Consider the following 18,514-nt stretch of genomic DNA (forward strand, 5'->3'; position numbering starts at 1 on the left):
TTTAGCAAGGAATAATCAGAACAGTAATGGCGATGAAAAAACTGTTGGTCGCATCGCTACTGCTAAGCAGTAGTATGGCGCAGAGTGCGGAACAATTTGTAGTAGACGATATCCGCTTTGAGGGCCTCCAGCGTGTGACGTTGGGTGCCGCATTGCTCCAAATGCCTGTCAGGGTTGGAGACAATGTTGATGACGGTGATATTTCCGGAATGATCCAATCGCTGTTTGCGTCGGGTAATTTCGAGGATATCCAGGTTTTCCGAGATGGTAATACCTTGCTGGTTCAGGTGCAGGAACGCCCGACGATTGCCAGTATTACCTTCTCCGGCAACAAGGCTATCAAGGAAGAGCAGCTGACAGAGAACCTGGATGCGTCCCGTGTCCGTATTGGTGAATCTCTCGATCGGACTACCCTGAGTAAAATTGAAAAAGGGTTGGAAGACTTCTACTACAGTGTGGGTAAATACAACGCGACAGTGCAAGCTGTGGTGACCCCGCTACCGCGAAACCGTGCAGACTTGAAGTTTGTTTTTACCGAAGGTGTGTCGGCTGAGATCCAGCAGATCAACTTTATTGGTAACAATGTCTTCAGTGATGAAGATCTGCGCGATAAATTCAAGTTGCAGTCGGAAGTGTCGTGGTGGAACTTCTTTGCTGACAAAAAATACCAAAAGCAGGTACTGGCTGGGGATCTTGAGACCCTGCGCTCGATGTACCTGAATAACGGTTACCTCAAGTACCGCCTCGACTCGACCCAGGTAGCGATCTCACCGGACAAGAAAGGGGTATATATCACCCTGAAAGTCGATGAAGGTGAACAGTACAAGGTCGATAGCGTGCAGTTGCGTGGTAACTTGTTGGGCAAAAGTGCCGAACTGGAAGCCTTGGTCGCTATCAATAGCGGTGATGTGTACAGCGGAGCGGAAGTGACGGCGCTGGAAGAGGCACTCAAGCGCAAGCTCGGTGAACTCGGCTATGCCTACCCACAAGTTAACACCATGCCTGATTTCGATGACGATAATCAGCAAGTAACGTTGATTATCAATGTTGAGCCGGGTAAACGTATCTATGTGCGTAATATCGCTTTTTCGGGCAATACCTCAACCAAAGATGAAGTCTTGCGCCGTGAAATGCGCCAGATGGAAGGTAGCTGGCTGAACTCCCGTTCTGTCGAGCGAGGTAAAGAACGTTTGAGCCGTACCGGTTTCTTTGAAACGGTAGATGTCCAAACTGTCCGTGTGCCGGGTACCGATGATCAGGTTGACCTGCAGTATTCCGTCAAGGAGGCCAACGCCGGTAACATCAACTTCGGTGTCGGCTATGGTACCGAGTCAGGTATCAGCTTCCAGGCGGGTATTCAGCAGGATAACTTCCTGGGGACCGGTAACCGCTTCGGCATCAATGCGATGATGAACGACTACCAGAAGAACGTGAGCTTGGAATACCGGGATCCGTACTTCACCCTCGATGGGATTAGTCTGGGTGGTAAGGTGTATTACAACGAGTTCGAAGCGTCAGATGCTAACATCTCGGACTATACCAACCAGAGCTACGGTGCCAGCCTGACATGGGGTTTCCCGTTTGATGAACTGAACTTCTTCGAGTTTGGCTTGGGTTATGATCACAACAAGATCTCCAATACCCAGGAATATTATCAGATCGAGAAATTCAAGCAGATCCACGGATTTGACCGTGGTGATAACGTGATCGACCTGGATGACTTTAACTGGTCGGTGTCCTGGACCCGAAATAACCTCAACCGAGGCTACTTCCCAACGGCCGGTAACCACCAGCGTGCCTCGTTCCGGATGACGGTTCCGGGCTCAGATGCCCAGTTCTTCAAAGCTCAGTATGATGTGCGCCAGTACTTCCCGCTGACGGAAGACCACGACTATAGCCTGTTGCTTCGTGGCCGAGTCGGCTACGGTAACGGTTATGGTACGACCGACAATGGCAGTGACCAGCTGTTGCCGTTCTATGAAAACTACTATGCGGGGGGCTTCTCGACCTTACGAGGATTCCGTTCGAATACCGTTGGCCCGAAAGCGGTCTATCTGGATTACAGCGGCGGCGGTAATAACCCGGATCTGATTGGTTCGGATGATGCGGCCGGTGGTAATGCCGTGGCGCTGGCCAGTATGGAGCTGATCGTCCCAACGCCGTTTGCCTCCTTGGAGGTCCGCAACCAGATTCGTACCAGTGTGTTTGTTGATGCCGGTACCGTGTGGGATACGGAATATGACCTACGTGACTCGGATGGCTTGTACATCCACGATTATTCCGATCCATCGTTGATTCGTGCATCTTATGGTGCAGCCCTACAATGGATGTCGCCAATGGGACCGCTCGTATTCTCGGTTGCTAAGCCAATCAAGAAATACGAGGGTGATGATGAAGAGTTCTTCACTTTCACAATTGGTCGAACATTCTAAATATTTGAGGAGATACCTTTTGAAACAATGGATGAAAGCGGCTGGCCTTAGCCTTGTAATTCTGTCATCGTCATTTTATGCCCAAGCCGCAGAAGCCGCACAAAAGGTGGGCTACGTGGCAACCAGTCAAGCGATGGCCCAGTTGGCCCAGCGCTACAATGTGCCTGAGAAACTCCGTAATGAGTTCAAAGACCGCATTGCTGAGCTGCGTGGTATCGAAGGCAGCATGAAGACCAAAGTCGAGAAGATGAAGCGCGACGGCGAGTTGATGAGCTCAAGCGAGAAAACCAAGCTGCAGCGTGAAATGCAAAGCCTGGAGTCTAACTATAAGCTGAAGGCTCAGGCTCTGCAGGAAGATCAGCGCCGCCGTGGTGCCGAGGAAGAGCAGAAGCTGGTTCAGAAAATCCGTCAGGCTATTCAAGATGTTGCCAAGCGCGAAGGCTACGATATCGTGGTTGATGCCAATGCGGTGCTTTATGCTAGCCCGAAAGATGATCTGTCTTCTAAAGTGATTTCTGCCGTTAAGTAAGGTTTGCCTTAACGTCTCAGAAAATCTATCTATAAGTCGAAAGGATGGGGGATACTTTGGTAAACTTCATGCTTTCGACTTGTTTTATTTTGGGCGCAAAGCCCTATCGCATACTGGTCTTACCAAGTGGAATGGTATTCTGCGTCAACATAGGCCCTGAAATTTTGGGGTGTTCTGTTGTTGCGACGAGATAGAATTACCGGTTGGTAGGCAATACCAAGCAGACAGTATTCTGTTGATCCTCAGGTATGCCAACAAAGAATTAGAAATTATAAGGTATCGAATGGCTGGAATGACTCTTGCTGATATAGCAACTAAGCTGGGTGCTGAACTTCGTGGTGATGGCACGGTAGTTATCGAATCTATTGCGGGAATGGCGACGGCCGGTGAAGGCCAGATCACTTTCCTGTCGAGCAGTAAATACCGTAAGCAGTTGGCAGAATGCCAAGCGGCGGCGGTGATGCTCAAAGAGGCTGATGCCGAAGGGTTCGAAGGCAATGCCCTGCTATTGGCTGACCCTTACCTAGGCTATGCCCTGGTAGCCCAACTGTTGGATACCACACCGGCTTGTGCGTCAGACATTGCACCGTCGGCCTATGTGGATCCAACGGCAGTACTGGGTGAGAACGTTGCTATTGGCCATAACGCCGTGATCGAAGCCGGTGCATGCATTGGTGACAACGCCCAAATTGGTGCTGGTTGCTTCATTGGTAAAAATGCCCAGATAGGCGCAGGTACCAAGTTATGGGCCAATGTCACGATTTACCACAATGTGGTATTGGGTGAGCAGTGTCTGGTGCAGTCGAGTACTGTGATTGGCGCAGATGGCTTCGGTTACGCGAATGATAAAGGCGAGTGGGTGAAAATCCCGCAGCTGGGCAGCGTACGCATCGGCAATCGCGTAGAAATCGGCGCATGTACTACTATTGACCGTGGTGCGCTTGACGATACGATTATCGACGATAATGTGATTATCGATAACCAGATGCAAATCGCCCACAATGTGCAGATCGGATATGGTACGGCAATGGCGGGTGGTACTATTGTTGCCGGCAGTACCAAAATTGGCAAATACTGTATTATTGGTGGTGCATCAGTGCTTAATGGCCATATCGAGATCGCCGATGGCGTTACGATTACCGGCATGGGAATGGTGATGCGCAGCATTGAAGAGAAGGGGATGTACTCTTCCGGTATCCCGCTTCAGCCAAACAAAGAGTGGCGTAAGACCGCAGCTCGTACCATGAAAATCGACGAGATGAACAAGCGTCTTAAAGCCGTTGAAAAGCAACTGGCAGAGAAAGGCGAATAAGGCCGGGTCAGTGACAACTTTAGCGGCCGGTTAGGCTGGTCGCTTTGCTTTTCTAGCACACCGTATTTTTAATATTTTAAACAGGAATTCAGTTTTGACTAGCGAAAATAAAACGCTGAATATCACGGAAATTCAAGAGCTTCTTCCGCATCGTTACCCGTTTTTGATGATTGACCGCGTAACGCATTACGAAGAAGGTAAAACCCTGACTGGCATTAAAAATGTGTCGGTAAACGAACCTCAGTTTACGGGCCACTTTCCGAAGATGCCTGTTTTCCCAGGCGTGATGATCCTCGAGGCAATGGCACAGGCTACTGGCTTGTTGGCATTCAAAACCTTCGGTGCGCCGGCGGAAAATGAGTTGTATTACTTTGCCAGCGTCGATAATGGTAAATTCCGTAAACCGGTAGTGCCTGGCGATCAGCTGGTTATCGAGGTTGAATTCCTGAAGGAGCGCCGCGGTATTGCTATGTTTAATGGTGTAGCGAAAGTTGATGGCGAAGTGGTTTGTTCTGCTGAGCTCAAATGTGCAAGACGAGAGTTTTAATGATCCACGAAACTGCGCAGATTCACCCTTCGGCGGTGATCGAAGAAGGCGTTAAGATTGGCGCCAATGTTACGGTTGGTCCGTTTACCTATATTGGCAAAGATGTCGAAATCGGTGATGGCAACGAGATCATGTCACATGTCGTGATCAAGGGCCCGACCAAGATCGGTAATGATAACCGTATTTTCCCGTATGCGATTGTCGGCGAAGAGTGCCAAGACAAGAAGTATAATGGTGAGCCGACTCGCCTTGAAATTGGTGACCGCAATGTGATCCGCGAAAGCGTTCAGATCCATCGTGGTACCATTCAGGATAAAGGCGTAACCATCGTAGGTAACGATAACCTGCTGTGTGTTAATGCCCATATTGCCCATGATGTTGTGGTCGGTGATCATACCCACATAGGTAATAACTCTATTCTTGGTGGCCATGTGACGGTTGCGGATCATGCCGGTGTGATGGCACTGTCTGCTATCCACCCTTTCTGTACTGTCGGTGCCTTCAGCTATGTTGGTGGTTGTTCGGCCGTGGTTCAGGACGTCCCTCCATACGTACTGGCGCAGGGTAACCATGCGACCCCTTACGGCCTGAACTTGGTTGGCTTGCAGCGTAACGGCTTTGAGAAGAAAGAACTGCATGCGCTGCGTCGTGCCTACAAGGAAATCTACCGCTCAGGCAAGACCATGGAAGAAGTGAAGCCGGTTCTGGCTGAGATGGCCGAAGAGTGGCCGTCAGTCGGCCTGCTGCTTGATGCGCTGAACAATACCGAACGCGGAATTATTCGTTAATATGACGAAGCCACTTCGAATAGGAATTGTCGCCGGGGAAATCTCCGGCGATATTTTAGGTGCCGGCTTTATGCAGGCGGTACGCGAGCAGTATCCGGATGCCGAATTTGTCGGTATAGCCGGCCCGCGGATGCAGGCAGAAGGTTGCGAGACACTGTTCGACATGGAAGAACTGGCGGTAATGGGCATTGTCGAAGTGCTCGGTCGTCTGCCAAGGCTGTTCAAGGTCAAGGCTGAGCTGGTTAAGTATTTCACTGATAACCCGCCGGATGTCTTTGTTGGCATTGATGCGCCGGATTTCAATCTCCGCCTAGAGCGGAACCTCAAAGATGCCGGGATAAAAACCGTGCATTATGTCAGTCCGTCAGTCTGGGCGTGGCGCCAAAAACGTATCTTCAAAATTGAAGCCGCCACTAATTTGGTGCTGGCGTTCTTGCCGTTCGAGAAAGCTTTCTACGATAAATTTAATGTACCGTGTGAGTTCATTGGCCACACCATGGCCGATGCTATTCCGATGCAAACCGACCGGTTTGCCGCCCGCGAGCTGTTGGGGGTAGCGCAAGACAAGCGTTGGTTGGCGGTACTGCCGGGCAGCCGCGGTGGCGAGATGGAACTGCTGGCCCCACCGTTTATCGAAACCTGCAAGTTGCTCAAGGCCCAGCATCCTGATCTTGGCTTTATGGTGGCCTTGGTCAACCAGAAACGCCGGGACCAGTTTGAACAGGCATGGCGTGAAACTGCACCTGAACTTGACTTCGTGCTGGTGGATGATACCGCGCGTAACGTCATGATCGCTTCCGATGTGGTGTTACTGGCGTCCGGGACAGTAGCGCTGGAATGCATGTTGGTCAAAAGACCGATGGTGGTGGGTTACAAGGTCAAACCGTTGACGGCATGGCTTGCGAAGAAAATGCTCAAGACCAAGTATGTCTCGCTGGCCAATATTCTGGCCGATCGCGAACTGGTGCCTGAGCTGCTGCAGGATGACTGCACCCCAGAAAATCTGGCCACAGAAGTGAATCGCTTCCTGAGTGCTGATAATACCGAGCTGATGACCGAATTTGCCCGTCTGCACCAGCTGATCAAGTGTAATGCGGATCAGAAGGCGGCAGCGGCAGTCCTGCAACTAATTGATAAATAAAATGAGCAAAGAACTAGAACCGTTTGAATATCCGCTGGCAACCTGTATTGCTGGTGTTGATGAAGTCGGCCGTGGTCCATTGGTGGGCGCAGTGGTTACCGCTGCGGTGATTTTGGATCCGGCCAATCCGATTGAAGGGCTGACCGACTCGAAGAAACTAAGCGAGAAGAAGCGTAACCTGCTGTTTGATGAAATCAAAGAGAAGGCGCTGGCTTGGTCATTAGGTCGTTGTGAGCCGGAAGAAATTGATCAGCTCAATATCTTACAGGCAACCATGGTCGCAATGCAGCGGGCGGTGGCTGGACTTGCTGTTGAGCCTGACTTTGTGCTGGTGGATGGTAACCGTATTCCTGAGCTGCCGATGGCAGCGCAGGCGGTGGTGAAGGGCGATTTGCGGGTGGCTGAGATCAGTGCTGCCTCGATTCTGGCCAAAGTCACGCGTGATCGTGAGATGGAAGAGCTCGATGCCGAATACCCGCAGTACGGTTTTGCCAAGCATAAAGGCTATCCGACCAAGGCGCATTTTGAAGCCTTATCCGAACACGGGGCGATTGAGCAGCACCGTAAGAGCTTCAAGCCGGTTAAGCGGATCCTCGGGCTCGACTGAGTCTGTTTATCCTCAAATAGCCACAAGCGTCCCCGCTTTTTGGGCGGTTTGAGGTTACTGGGTATATAATCTTGCCAAATCGCGGGTTTTTGCACCCCTTTAAAACACGCATCACTAAAAGGTGGTGATTAGAGTCAACAGCCCTGGTGCTTTGGGCTATAATCACCGTCTTGTTTTTTGAACAACTCTATTCTGGTTAGTCATGGCTGAACCTCGTTTTATTCATCTTCGTGTCCACAGTGACTTCTCTATGGTTGATGGCCTGTCCAAAGTACCGCCGCTGGTGAAAACCGTGGCCGGGATGGGCATGCCCGCAATGGCGCTGACGGACTTTACCAACCTGTGTGGCTTGGTGAAATTCTACTTTGCGGCCCAAGGCGCCGGCATGAAGCCGATCATCGGTGCGGACTTCAAGGTAATGTCCGATGAGATGGGCGAGGAGCTGTGTGACTTGACGGTACTGGCTGCCGACAATGACGGTTACCAGAACCTGACCATGCTGATTTCTAAGGCTTACCAGCGCGGCCATGTCCAGCACCTTCCGGTGATGGATAAAGAGTGGTTGGTGGAGCACAAGAAAGGCCTGATCTTGCTGTCGGGCGGTAAAACGGGTGATGTGGGTAAAGCGCTACTTAAAGGTAACCAGCAATTGGTCACCAAGTGTGTGGATTTCTACCAGCAGCATTTCCCTGATGCCTATTACCTCGAACTAGTCCGTACCGGTCGTGCTGACGAAGAGGCCTATTTGCACTTTGCCATTGAACTTGCCGAGAACGTAGATTTACCCGTCGTGGCAACCAATGATGTGCGTTTTATCAACCCAGACCAATTCGATGCCCATGAAATCCGGGTCGCCATCCATGATGGTTACACCATGGTCGATCCTAACCGACCTAAGCTATACAGCGCCCAGCAATACCTGCGCAGCGAAGACGAAATGTGTGAGTTGTTCTCTGACATTCCGGAAGCGCTAGAAAACAGCGTAGAGATAGCTAAGCGCTGTAACGTCACGGTTCGTCTTGGTGAATACTTTCTGCCGAACTTCCCAACGGGCGATATGACCATCGAAGATTTCTTGGTTAAGGAATCGGAGAAAGGGTTGGAGCGCCGTTTGGCGTTCCTGTTCCCGGATGAAGAGGAGCGTGCCAAGCGTCGTCCGGAATATGACGAGCGTTTGGATATCGAGCTGAAGGTTATTAACCAGATGGGGTTCCCGGGTTACTTCTTGATCGTCATGGAGTTTATCCAGTGGTCGAAGGATAACGGGGTGCCAGTTGGCCCGGGCCGTGGTTCGGGTGCGGGCTCCCTTGTGGCCTATGCGCTCGACATCACCGATCTTGACCCGCTAGAGTTTGACCTCCTGTTCGAACGTTTCCTTAACCCGGAACGTGTATCGATGCCCGATTTCGATATCGACTTCTGTATGGATAAGCGTGATCAGGTTATTGATCACGTGGCAGAGATGTATGGTCGCGATGCGGTATCTCAGATCATCACCTTCGGTACCATGGCAGCGAAAGCGGTTATTCGTGACGTTGGCCGCGTACTGGGCCACCCTTACGGTTTTGTTGATCGGATCTCTAAGCTGGTACCTGCCGAACCAGGGATGACCTTGGCCAAGGCATTCGAAGCCGAGCCGCAACTACCGCAGGTCTATGAAGCTGATGAAGAAGTCAAAGATCTGATCGACATGTGTCGCATCCTCGAGGGTGTGACCCGAAATGCAGGTAAACACGCTGGTGGTGTTGTTATTTCACCGACCACGATCACCGACTTTGCCCCGCTGTACTGCGATGCGGAGGGGGCCAACCCGGTTACCCAGTTCGACAAGAATGACGTGGAAACCGCCGGTCTGGTCAAGTTCGACTTCTTGGGCCTGCGTACCCTGACGATCATCGACTGGGCATTGGGGATGATCAACCCACGCCTGAAGGAGCAAGGGAAAGAGCCGGTCAATATTGCCGCGATTCCGATGGACGATGCTAAGTCGTTCGCGATGTTGCAGCGTTCCGAGTCCACGGCGGTATTCCAGCTGGAATCTCGCGGGATGAAAGACTTGATCAAACGCCTACAACCCGACAGCTTCGAAGATATGATCGCACTGGTTGCCCTGTTCCGTCCGGGACCGCTGCAATCGGGCATGGTAGATAACTTCATTGACCGTAAGCACGGCCGAGAAGAAGTCTCTTACCCGGATGCGACTTGGCAACACGAATCATTGAAAGAGATACTGGAACCGACCTACGGCATCATTCTCTATCAAGAACAGGTGATGCAGATCGCCCAGGTCTTGTCTGGTTATACCCTGGGTGGCGCAGATATGTTGCGTCGTGCAATGGGTAAGAAAAAGCCGGAAGAGATGGCCAAGCAGCGTGCCACCTTTGAAGAAGGGGCGGTAAAGAACGGCGTTGACGGCGAGTTGGCGATGAAGATCTTCGACTTGGTAGAAAAATTCGCCGGCTATGGTTTCAACAAATCCCACTCCGCAGCCTACGCTCTGGTGTCGTACCAGACGCTTTGGCTGAAGGCGCATTACCCCGCCGAGTTCATGGCGGCGGTAATGACCGCCGATATGGATAACACCGACAAGATTGTCGGCTTGGTGGATGAATGCCACCGAATGAAGATCACCTTGCTGCCACCGGATGTCAACAAGGGTCTTTACCGTTTCAATGTCGATGACAAAGGTGCCATCGTGTATGGTATCGGTGCGGTGAAGGGGGTAGGTGAAGGCCCGATCGAAAATATTATTGCCGCACGTGAAAAGGGTGGCCACTTTAAGGACCTGTTTGATTTTTGTGCCCGAATTGACACCAAAAAAGTGAACAAGCGGGTACTGGAGAAACTGATCAAATCCGGTGCGATGGACCGCCTTGGTCCAAACCGGGCAGCGATGATGGCGACACTTGATGATGCCATCCGAGCGGCTAGCCAGCATCACCAGGCCGAAGCGTTCGGCCAGGCCGATATGTTCGGGGTACTGACCGCGGCACCGGAGGAAGTGGAGCATGCATATGCCAATATTCCGGAATGGCCAGATAAAGTGTGGCTGGAAGGGGAGCGCGAGACGCTGGGCCTATACCTGACAGGCCACCCGATCAATGCCTACGTCTCAGAGCTCAAGCACTATACGACCTGGCGCTTGAAAGATGCCCACCCGACTGGACGTGACAAAGTGGTGAGCGTTGCCGGCTTGGTGATCGGTGCCCGGGTGATGACCACCAAGCGGGGGAGCCGGATAGGTATTTTGACCCTTGATGACCGCAGTGGCCGAATGGAAGTGATGTTATTCTCTGAAGCCTTGGAACGTCACTTGGATCTTATTGAAAAAGATAAAATTCTGGTTGTATCTGGACAGGTCAGCTTTGATGATTTCAATGGCGGCCTTAAAATGTCGGCCCGGGAAGTGCTAGATATCGCAGATGCGAGAGAAAAGCACCTACGCGGTCTTGCCATCTCGGTAACAGAGAGGCAAATTGATGAACAGTTTTTTGAACGTTTCAGCAAAGTGCTGGAACCGCACCGGGCAGGTACCGTACCTGTCAATGTGTATTATCAGCGCTCGAATGCTCGCGCCAAACTGACTCTGGGAACGGAGTGGCGTGTTACCCCGGCAGATCAATTAATTTCTGATCTTAAAATATTGCTGGGTGATAAGCAGGTTGAGCTTGAGTTTAATTAAAATAGCCCATAGTTATCAGTAATAGACGACTGACAATTATGAGCAAAAGGACTGAATTGGTATGAGCCTTAACTTCCTTGAGTTTGAACAACCGATTGCTGAACTAGAAGCAAAAATTGAAGCACTGCGTGATGTTTCTCGCCGTGATGAGTCTGAATCGGTTGATTTGGATAAAGAGATTGAGCAGCTTGAAAAGAAGAGCCTAGAGCTGACCAAAAAGATTTTTGGCGATCTAGGTGCATGGCAAGTCGCTCAGCTGGCACGCCACCCACAGCGTCCATATACGTTTGACTATGTGGAGCATATGCTTACTGAGTTCGATGAACTGGCGGGTGATCGCGCGTTTGCGGATGACAAAGCTCTTGTTGGCGGTATCGCCCGTCTGGACGGTCGCCCGGTAATGGTGATTGGCCACCAGAAAGGCCGCGAGACCAAAGAAAAGGTATTGCGTAACTTTGGTATGCCAAAGCCGGAAGGTTATCGTAAAGCCCTTCGCCTGATGAAAATGGCCGAGCGTTTCAAGATGCCTATCATTACCTTCATCGATACTGCGGGTGCTTACCCTGGTGTTGGCGCTGAAGAGCGCGGCCAATCGGAAGCGATTGCAACGAACTTGAAAGAGATGGCTGGCCTGACGGTGCCGGTGATCTGTAACGTTGTGGGTGAAGGTGGTTCAGGTGGTGCATTGGCAATTGGTGTCGGTGACTGTGTCAACATGCTGCAATACTCAACGTACTCGGTGATCTCACCGGAAGGTTGTGCATCTATTCTATGGCGTGATTCTGACAAGGCACCGCAGGCTGCAGAAGCGATGGGAATGACGGCAGAGCGCCTGAAAGAACTTGAGCTTATCGACAACATCATCGAAGAGCCGCTAGGTGGTGCACACCGCAATGTACCTCAAATCTCGGGGTCTTTGAAAAAGCAAATTCTGGCGACCCTAGAAGAGCTTGATCAACTTGATACCGATGCACTGCTTGAGCGTCGTTACCAGCGTTTGATGAGCTACGGTTACTGCTAATCAGCACGGTATGCCGATAATATTGGCAATATATTGCATCTAACGGGTCAGCCTTTGGGCTGGCCCGTTTTTTTGTTCAGTACTCCCCCGCTGCAGCAGTGTAGGAGGTATACTTTCGCAGTGTGTTAATTAGGATGTTGCTCAATGCTTTATGCCCATTTAGAAGCCTATCTTGCTGCTACGGTCGCAAAGCCGGCCCGATTTGTCCTGGCCCTCAGTGGCGGGCTGGATTCACGGGTGCTGCTCCATCTCATGGGGCGTTATCTTCAGGCTCATCCAGAAGCGGGCTGTAAGGCTGTGCATGTCCACCACGGTCTGAGTCCCCATGCCGACTGTTGGGCTGAGCGTTGTGCTGCCTGGGCTGCTGAGGCGGGAATTATGATTGAAATCGAGCGGGTCTCGCTGGTACTGGGAAAGCGCATGAGTGTGGAGCAGCAGGCAAGAGATGCCCGCTATGCGGCCCTGCAAACCCATATCGGCCCGGGGGATGTATTGCTGACAGCCCAGCATGCCGATGATCAGCTGGAAACGGTTTTGCTGGCTCTGAAAAGGGGCAGTGGTCCCGCAGGGCTATCGGCAATGCCGCAGCGGATGGCGTTTGCTTCAGGTTGGCATCTCCGACCTTTGCTTGAGTACCCCCGGGCTGCCATTGAACAGTATGCCAGCGAGCATCACCTTGATTGGGTTGAGGATGAGAGCAACAGTGACGAGCGGTACGACCGCAACTTCCTGCGTCACCAGATCACCCCGTTGTTGCATGGCCGCTGGCCGGGGATCCGCAAGGCGGTTGCCCGCAGTGCCGCTTTATGCGGTGAGCAGGAGGCTTTGCTGCAGGAACTGCTGGCAGATCAGCTCAGTGAGGCTATCTCAGCCGATCAAAGTTTGGATATCGCCGGTCTGCATCCTGACAAGCCGGGTAGCGAGCGGCGAGGCAAGGCGCTACTGCGCTATTGGCTTGCTGAGGTTGGCGTGAAAATGCCCTCACAGGCCCAGTTGGAGCAGGTGTGGCATTCTGTGTTATTGGCTAAACCGGATGCTAATCCCAAGGTGTGCTGGGGGGAGGTGGAAGTACGCCGGTTCAGGCAGCGCTTGTATGTTGTCCAGCCTTGGCCGGATGTCTCCAGTTCAATTTTGCCGGCGGTCTTAAACGAAGCCTGCTCGTTGCCCTCGTCACTGGGATCATTGCTGCTAGCTGAGTCGAAAGACGGTCAATTACGCTTACCGCAGCATGACGAGCCGATTTCCGTGCGCTTCGAGCCTGCCGGGCTGGAAGTCCAGCCCGTTGGCCGGGTGGGTAAGCGCAAGTTGAAAAAGCTGTTTCAGGAGTACGGGGTGCCGAGCTGGCAACGACGCCGAACGCCCTTGATTTTCTATGGCGAAGAGCTGGCCGCGGTAGCCGGATTGTTTGTTGTTAAAGCATTTGCCGGTAAGGAGTGTGACCTGACATGGCACTACGAGCAGGAATAAGTGCACAATATCATGACTTAATTTAGTATTTGTTGTTGAAAAAAGGCACAATTTAATCAGCTGAATGTATTGTCGTGCCAGCGCTATATCCCGAGGGGATACCATGGATAATAGAAATAATAATGAGGACCTGATGAAGAAAGTTCTAGCTTGTGTAATGTTCGCAGCCGTAATGGCGAGTCCTGTGATGGCTGCTGGTGATCCGGTTGCCGGAAAATCTAAAGCCGCGGTGTGTGCTGCCTGCCATGGTACAGACGGTATCGCCGTTATTCCTGGTTATCCTAACCTGAAAGGCCAGAACGAGCAGTATCTGGTCCGTTCGCTGAAGGCGTATAAAAATAAAGAGCGTACAGGCGGAATGGCGATGGTAATGCAGCCGCAGGCTTCTATGCTCAGTGATCATGACATTGCCAATGTTGCCGCTTATTTTGCTCAGATGAAGTAATACTGACCCAGTTAAGCACAAGGTTAATCTCCTGTGCTGATGGATATCAGCCATTTTGCGTTAGTCCGGTTAGTGATATAACAACGCCAATCGCCCAGACCTTTTTAACCAGAAGGTCTGGGCGTTTTTTGTTAGGCGTTATGCTGCTCTTCCCTGATTATTCCTTGTTCGAAGTAAATAGGTGTTATGACTCCGTAAAGTAATATTTCCATCTGTTTGTTTATCTTTTGTCCAAATGAAAGCTCTACGGTTGCGTAAAAATTCAGAACACATTATTGTACTAGCACATTGATACATTAACGTTGTTTAGGAGTCATTATGAGTAAACCATCCACACTTGGGGGAGCGTGTATTATCGCCAGTGTTTGTGTTGGGGCAGGCATGCTTGGGTTGCCAAGTGCAGGTGCGGGTGCGTGGACGTTATGGAGTGTGATTGCCATTTCTGTCACGATGATCATGATGACGTTTTCTGGATGGTTATTGTTAGAAGCACTTAAGCATTACGAGTTTAAATCCTCATTTAATACTGTCACTAAAGACCTATTAAGTGACAAGGTGAATTTAATCAACAACTTATCGCTTTATTTTGTCGGTGGCATCCTGCTGTATGCGTATATTTCGTCGTCAGGTATGATTTTCAGTGAAATGCTAGGTGTCACGCGTGAATTGGCTTCCGTTTTGTTTGTTGCAGTTTGCTCGGCCTTTGTCTTGCACTCTACCCGTGCGGTAGACCGGATCTCAATTGTTTTGATCCTCTTCATGATCATTAGCTTTGTATTGGGTGTTTCCGGGTTGGCTTCAAATATCAGTGTGCCGACTTTATTTGCCCAGAGCGAATCTGAAAGCGCTTTTTCAGGCTATGCGTTAGCCCTGTTGCCGGTCGCGTTAACCTCTTTTGGCTATCACCATTCGGTGAGTACAATGCGTGATTACTACCAGGATGAGCAACGTGCCAAAAAAGCGATTCTTGGCGGTACTCTGATTGCACTGACATTCTATCTTGGCTGGGTGATCTGTATCTTTGGTAATGTACCACGTCAAGAGTTCGGTCCAGTAGTAAGTGCGGGGGGCGGTGTGGATGCCTTAATGGCGGCACTGACTTCAGCCATTGATTCAAATAGCATTAAACAAGCCCTGCATGTCTTTTCTATTGCCGCGATTGTCTCATCATTTATTGGTGTTGGGTTAGGTGTGTTCGATTACTTGGCGGACTTATTTGGCTTTGCTGATACCAAACAAGGCCGACTAAAAACCTGGGGCGTGACTTTTGTTCCGCCATTGGTGTTCTCGTTAGTTGCACCGTTTGGTTTTGTTGCCGCGATTGGTCTAGCTGGCGCTGCTGCCACTATCTGGACTTGTATTATTCCGGCGACGTTGGCAAAAACATTACGTCAACGAGCACCAGAACAAGAAGGTTTTGTGGTTCCAGGGGGTAATGCGACGATTTATATGGTAATTGCATTCGGGGTACTGACAGCCGCCTTCCATTTACTGGCGATGGCGAATCTACTGCCTGTCTTTAAAGGCTAGGTTTAATACCAATCTGGATAAGTAGTTGATCAAGTATTTGCACTGGAAAAATCGTTGTTATCAAGGCAGATATTGCAGTAACTAGTGGCTCTAATTACAAAATATCTAACGCAGAAAACAGCGATTTTAACCTGCAAGACTGATCAAATATTTATGTAGGTTGGTATAAGCACTGGGTTATGTATTCATGCAATAAAAAAACGGAAGCCGAGGCTTCCGTTTTTTTGCTTTGAATCAGCCTTTGTTATTGCTTACGGCCTTATCGAAACTGCTTGGCTTCCGGCAGGTAATCAAATCCGGCACCGGCAAGTTTGGCTATCAACGTTTTTTTATCGATATCGTAGTACTTGACCAAGGCATCCAGATCACCGAATTCATCGCGGATCTTCATATTGACGATACTCATCAGCATGACAGGATCCATGCTCTCAAAGTTGTTCAAATTCATTATGCGTCCTCGTGATCGCTCATCAGTAAGTTGGCTGCGGCAAAAGCGGCACGCTCGCGCACATCTTTTGGCAACGTGTCGTTGGCCGCAATGTCATTCAGTGCCTTGATTGCACAGTGGATCGCCTTGGGGATATAGCCCAACTCACCACCACCAATCTGTGCGTAAATCATACGTACTTGCTCGCAGCACTCATAAACTTTCATCGTGTGTCCTTCATAAAAAGTGATTTCGGCAACCGGCTGGCTAGAATACAAATCTATATAAATATTTGATCATCATGGTTATTTGATCAACTACTTATCCTAGTTGGTATAACAGCAGAGGGCTGGCGAAAACAGGCTTATGGAAGTGGGTATTACTATACCAAAGACTTTCCGGGGACGGCAGGGGATTTAACGGGTACGTTTTTGTTTGTACAGATGGCGGTCAGCGCGGTCAACCAAGGTGATATTGGTGTCGCCTTTCTGATAGGAGCTAAAACCACTAGAGCAGCCGATTTTTAGTGTACGTAGGGTAGAATCGTCCGTCATCAGGGCGTCCAGTCGGCGGATCACGTGTAGAGCGGATGAATCGGTTGCGGGTTGGAGCAATACCGCAAATTCATCACCGCCAATGCGGTAACAGCGGTCAGTGGCTCGGACCGATTTTTTCAGTAGCAGTGAGAAGTGGCGGATCACCTTGTCACCGTCGGGATGGCCGAAGCGGTCATTGACTTGTTTGAAGTTGTCGAGATCGAACATCGTCAACACCAAGCCGATATTGCGCCTTTCGCTCATCGCGATCGCGTGGCTGATGTCCTGTTCAAAGCTGTTGCGGTTGCCAAGGCCCGATAGGTAATCACGCAAAGCCATATTTTTGACTCGGCGGTATTCAAGTGCACAGGCTAGTGGTCCGGCAAACAGGCGATGATAGGTATGTAGCAAGTTGACTTCATCTTTATCGAGCGCGTATGGCGTATGGTATTGCAGCTTACCCAGGTCTTGCTTATTGAAGCGCAGGATGAACGTTTGCCGAAATGGGGTATTTGACCCTTGACGGACAAGAGTCGTTGCATCTTCTGAATGCCATATTAACCTGCTGATATCTACCTGTTTTTCAATCTCTCGGCTGAAAATATCAAATAGCAGGTTGATATCCAGCTTCCCTTGGAGTTTTTGTAGCAGCAACAGGCGCTGATCAGCCCCAAGGGGTTTGGTCCTTGGTTTCGCGAATTGGCTATCGGCCTGCTTTTCATTCCAGTGGAGTGGATCCATATATGTGTCAAAAAATTACTAGGGAACTTACTATAGGCAATTATTAAGCCATTTCAATACCTAAACAGAGTTTATATTATTAATCATCTGATTTAATTAAGAAACTGCGAAGATGAGCTTCTTTTTCTTGAGTATCTTCATATCCCATCTTGATCAGGGCCTGGATGTAGGCGGGTTCGAATAGGATATAGCTGGTGATAGCCGCATCATCCTTGGGACTAATACCGATTAGCTGCATTAGACCACGGGTCATGGGGGGAAGGTGGCCGTAGTACTTGCGGGCAAGGTGCTCAAAAGAGTGGCTTGGTGACAGGTGGATATGGTCTATTTTTCGTAGTTTTTGTTTTGCTTTCGCCTCGGGGAGGCTATCTATTAAGGCATTGATCCTTGAAAGGTTCTCCAGATCAGCGGTAAGTGTATCACTGAAAATGGTATCCATCAGGTGGCCACCCAGTGCCGCTAGGCCCGGGGCTCGGGTGTGATCCGGGCTATCAACCTTCTGATTGATAAGGTCAATGATAAAAATTTTATCGGCCCCCATTTTGAGTGACGGCCGCAACGGTGCCAGTTGGTGGATAGAGCCATCTCCGTAGTAGGATTGGCCAATACGGGTGGCGGGAAACACCAAAGGAATAGCGGAAGAGGCCAGGAGGTGGTCGGTGGTGATTAGCGAGCGGCGGCCTTTAGACTTGGCCCGGTCCCATTCGTTGAGACCTTGTTGCCCCTGAAAGAAGCTGACGGAGTGGCCGCTTTTGTAGCTGGAGGCTGTGATGGAAATGCCACGAAGGTTACCTGCAGCAATTTGCTTTTCCAGCCGCGAGTAGTTGTTGACCTGGTTAAGCAATTGGCGCAGAGGACGGTTGTTGAGTAGCCCAAAGGGAGGCCGTTCGTGGTGGTGGGCCTGCAAGCGGGCAAACCATTGACTGGCAAGGTAGCCGCTCATCCCCCATGGGGTGGTGGCAAAAATGCGCCGACTGTGCAAACGCGACCAGATCCATTCGAGTTTTTTGACACCCAAGCGGAAACAGGAGGCATAGCAAGCAATCGAAGTCGCATTGATCGCCCCTGCCGATGTGCCGCAGTATATGCTGAATGGGCTGTGGTGCACTCGCGGGTACCATTCCGAAATGGCTTTGAGAACCCCGACCTGATAGGCAGCCCTTGCCCCGCCTCCTGTAAGGATCAGGCTGATCCGTGGCTTTTCCTTGCCCATAGCGCTCCTTTCTTTCATTCCTCCTATAACTATATCCCCATTTTTACTGATGGTGGAACAGAGACTTATAACAATGAGGTACCGGAGGGTAATTAT

At 50.6% G+C, this 18,514-nt stretch carries 16 protein-coding genes; 12 read left to right on the forward strand and 4 right to left on the reverse strand.

The window, feature by feature from the left end:
- The first annotated feature begins 26 nt into the window (after positions 1-26).
- From bamA to C9I99_RS25750, 12 genes are all read left to right on the forward strand, one after another.
- On the forward strand, positions 27-2,432 hold the full coding sequence (bamA, locus tag C9I99_RS25695) for an outer membrane protein assembly factor BamA (protein WP_107351685.1): 2,406 nt from the start codon (positions 27-29) through the stop codon (positions 2,430-2,432).
- A 19-nt stretch (positions 2,433-2,451) separates the two neighbouring features.
- Positions 2,452-2,961 carry an OmpH family outer membrane protein gene (locus tag C9I99_RS25700; protein ID WP_107351686.1) on the forward strand — a complete coding sequence of 170 codons (510 nt, stop codon included), beginning with the start codon at positions 2,452-2,454 and terminating at the stop codon, positions 2,959-2,961.
- A gap of 283 nt (positions 2,962-3,244) precedes the next feature.
- Entirely contained in the window at positions 3,245-4,273 is a 1,029-nt protein-coding gene (lpxD, locus tag C9I99_RS25705) for a UDP-3-O-(3-hydroxymyristoyl)glucosamine N-acyltransferase (protein ID WP_107351687.1), read from the forward strand.
- Positions 4,274-4,367: 94 nt separating this feature from the next.
- Positions 4,368-4,820 (forward strand): 3-hydroxyacyl-ACP dehydratase FabZ, encoded by a 453-nt coding sequence (gene fabZ / locus C9I99_RS25710; RefSeq protein ID WP_039458239.1) that lies wholly within the window; start codon positions 4,368-4,370, stop codon positions 4,818-4,820.
- Positions 4,820-5,608, forward strand: coding sequence for an acyl-ACP--UDP-N-acetylglucosamine O-acyltransferase (gene lpxA, locus C9I99_RS25715; RefSeq protein ID WP_107351688.1), 789 nt, complete (start codon positions 4,820-4,822; stop codon positions 5,606-5,608). The genes fabZ and lpxA overlap by 1 nt, the downstream gene beginning before the upstream one ends.
- A gap of 1 nt (position 5,609) precedes the next feature.
- Positions 5,610-6,749: a lipid-A-disaccharide synthase gene (lpxB, locus tag C9I99_RS25720; protein WP_107351689.1), complete on the forward strand. Its 1,140-nt coding sequence runs from the start codon at positions 5,610-5,612 to the stop codon at positions 6,747-6,749.
- A gap of 1 nt (position 6,750) precedes the next feature.
- Positions 6,751-7,356 carry a ribonuclease HII gene (gene rnhB / locus C9I99_RS25725; RefSeq protein WP_107351690.1) on the forward strand — a complete coding sequence of 202 codons (606 nt, stop codon included), beginning with the start codon at positions 6,751-6,753 and terminating at the stop codon, positions 7,354-7,356.
- Between the two features lie 202 nt (positions 7,357-7,558).
- Complete coding sequence (gene dnaE / locus C9I99_RS25730; protein WP_107351691.1) at positions 7,559-11,038, forward strand: DNA polymerase III subunit alpha; 3,480 nt, start codon at positions 7,559-7,561, stop codon at positions 11,036-11,038.
- Positions 11,039-11,099: 61 nt separating this feature from the next.
- Positions 11,100-12,059, forward strand: a complete 960-nt coding sequence (gene accA / locus C9I99_RS25735) for an acetyl-CoA carboxylase carboxyl transferase subunit alpha (protein WP_107351692.1) — start codon at positions 11,100-11,102, stop codon at positions 12,057-12,059.
- Positions 12,060-12,203: 144 nt separating this feature from the next.
- Positions 12,204-13,526 (forward strand): tRNA lysidine(34) synthetase TilS, encoded by a 1,323-nt coding sequence (gene tilS / locus C9I99_RS25740; RefSeq protein ID WP_107351693.1) that lies wholly within the window; start codon positions 12,204-12,206, stop codon positions 13,524-13,526.
- A 133-nt stretch (positions 13,527-13,659) separates the two neighbouring features.
- Positions 13,660-13,971, forward strand: coding sequence for a c-type cytochrome (locus tag C9I99_RS25745; protein ID WP_107351694.1), 312 nt, complete (start codon positions 13,660-13,662; stop codon positions 13,969-13,971).
- Positions 13,972-14,289: 318 nt separating this feature from the next.
- Positions 14,290-15,501: an aromatic amino acid transporter gene (locus C9I99_RS25750; RefSeq protein ID WP_107351695.1), complete on the forward strand. Its 1,212-nt coding sequence runs from the start codon at positions 14,290-14,292 to the stop codon at positions 15,499-15,501.
- Between the two features lie 259 nt (positions 15,502-15,760).
- On the opposite strand, the gene C9I99_RS25755 is transcribed toward C9I99_RS25750, so the two are convergent.
- The 4 genes from C9I99_RS25755 to C9I99_RS25770 all read right to left on the reverse strand — a co-directional run bounded on the left by C9I99_RS25755 (position 15,761) and on the right by C9I99_RS25770 (position 18,418).
- A complete protein-coding gene (locus C9I99_RS25755; protein ID WP_107351696.1) occupies positions 15,761-15,949 on the reverse strand; it encodes a DUF4250 domain-containing protein in 189 nt (62 codons plus the stop codon).
- A complete protein-coding gene (locus C9I99_RS25760) occupies positions 15,949-16,155 on the reverse strand; it encodes a YaeP family protein (protein ID WP_107351697.1) in 207 nt (68 codons plus the stop codon). The genes C9I99_RS25755 and C9I99_RS25760 overlap by 1 nt, the downstream gene beginning before the upstream one ends.
- A 189-nt stretch (positions 16,156-16,344) precedes the next feature.
- On the reverse strand, positions 16,345-17,205 hold the full coding sequence (locus C9I99_RS25765; RefSeq protein ID WP_107351698.1) for a GGDEF domain-containing protein: 861 nt from the start codon (positions 17,203-17,205) through the stop codon (positions 16,345-16,347).
- A gap of 79 nt (positions 17,206-17,284) precedes the next feature.
- A complete protein-coding gene (locus C9I99_RS25770; protein ID WP_107351699.1) occupies positions 17,285-18,418 on the reverse strand; it encodes a patatin-like phospholipase family protein in 1,134 nt (377 codons plus the stop codon).
- Positions 18,419-18,514 lie beyond the last annotated feature (96 nt).

The sequence above is a fragment of the Photobacterium lutimaris genome (assembly GCF_003025555.1).
Classification (GTDB): Bacteria; Pseudomonadota; Gammaproteobacteria; order Enterobacterales; family Vibrionaceae; genus Photobacterium; species Photobacterium lutimaris.

Coding starts and splice junctions, on each gene's coding strand:
- C9I99_RS25745 (WP_107351694.1), top strand. CDS start 13,660: ATGAAGAAAGTTCTAGCTTGTGTAATGTTCGCAGCCGTAATGGCGAGT.
- rnhB (WP_107351690.1), top strand. CDS start 6,751: ATGAGCAAAGAACTAGAACCGTTTGAATATCCGCTGGCAACCTGTATT.
- bamA (WP_107351685.1), top strand. CDS start 27: ATGGCGATGAAAAAACTGTTGGTCGCATCGCTACTGCTAAGCAGTAGT.
- accA (WP_107351692.1), top strand. CDS start 11,100: ATGAGCCTTAACTTCCTTGAGTTTGAACAACCGATTGCTGAACTAGAA.
- C9I99_RS25760 (WP_107351697.1), bottom strand. CDS start 16,155: ATGAAAGTTTATGAGTGCTGCGAGCAAGTACGTATGATTTACGCACAG.
- lpxB (WP_107351689.1), top strand. CDS start 5,610: ATGACGAAGCCACTTCGAATAGGAATTGTCGCCGGGGAAATCTCCGGC.
- C9I99_RS25755 (WP_107351696.1), bottom strand. CDS start 15,949: ATGAATTTGAACAACTTTGAGAGCATGGATCCTGTCATGCTGATGAGT.
- C9I99_RS25770 (WP_107351699.1), bottom strand. CDS start 18,418: ATGGGCAAGGAAAAGCCACGGATCAGCCTGATCCTTACAGGAGGCGGG.
- lpxD (WP_107351687.1), top strand. CDS start 3,245: ATGGCTGGAATGACTCTTGCTGATATAGCAACTAAGCTGGGTGCTGAA.
- tilS (WP_107351693.1), top strand. CDS start 12,204: ATGCTTTATGCCCATTTAGAAGCCTATCTTGCTGCTACGGTCGCAAAG.
- dnaE (WP_107351691.1), top strand. CDS start 7,559: ATGGCTGAACCTCGTTTTATTCATCTTCGTGTCCACAGTGACTTCTCT.
- C9I99_RS25750 (WP_107351695.1), top strand. CDS start 14,290: ATGAGTAAACCATCCACACTTGGGGGAGCGTGTATTATCGCCAGTGTT.
- C9I99_RS25765 (WP_107351698.1), bottom strand. CDS start 17,205: ATGGATCCACTCCACTGGAATGAAAAGCAGGCCGATAGCCAATTCGCG.
- lpxA (WP_107351688.1), top strand. CDS start 4,820: ATGATCCACGAAACTGCGCAGATTCACCCTTCGGCGGTGATCGAAGAA.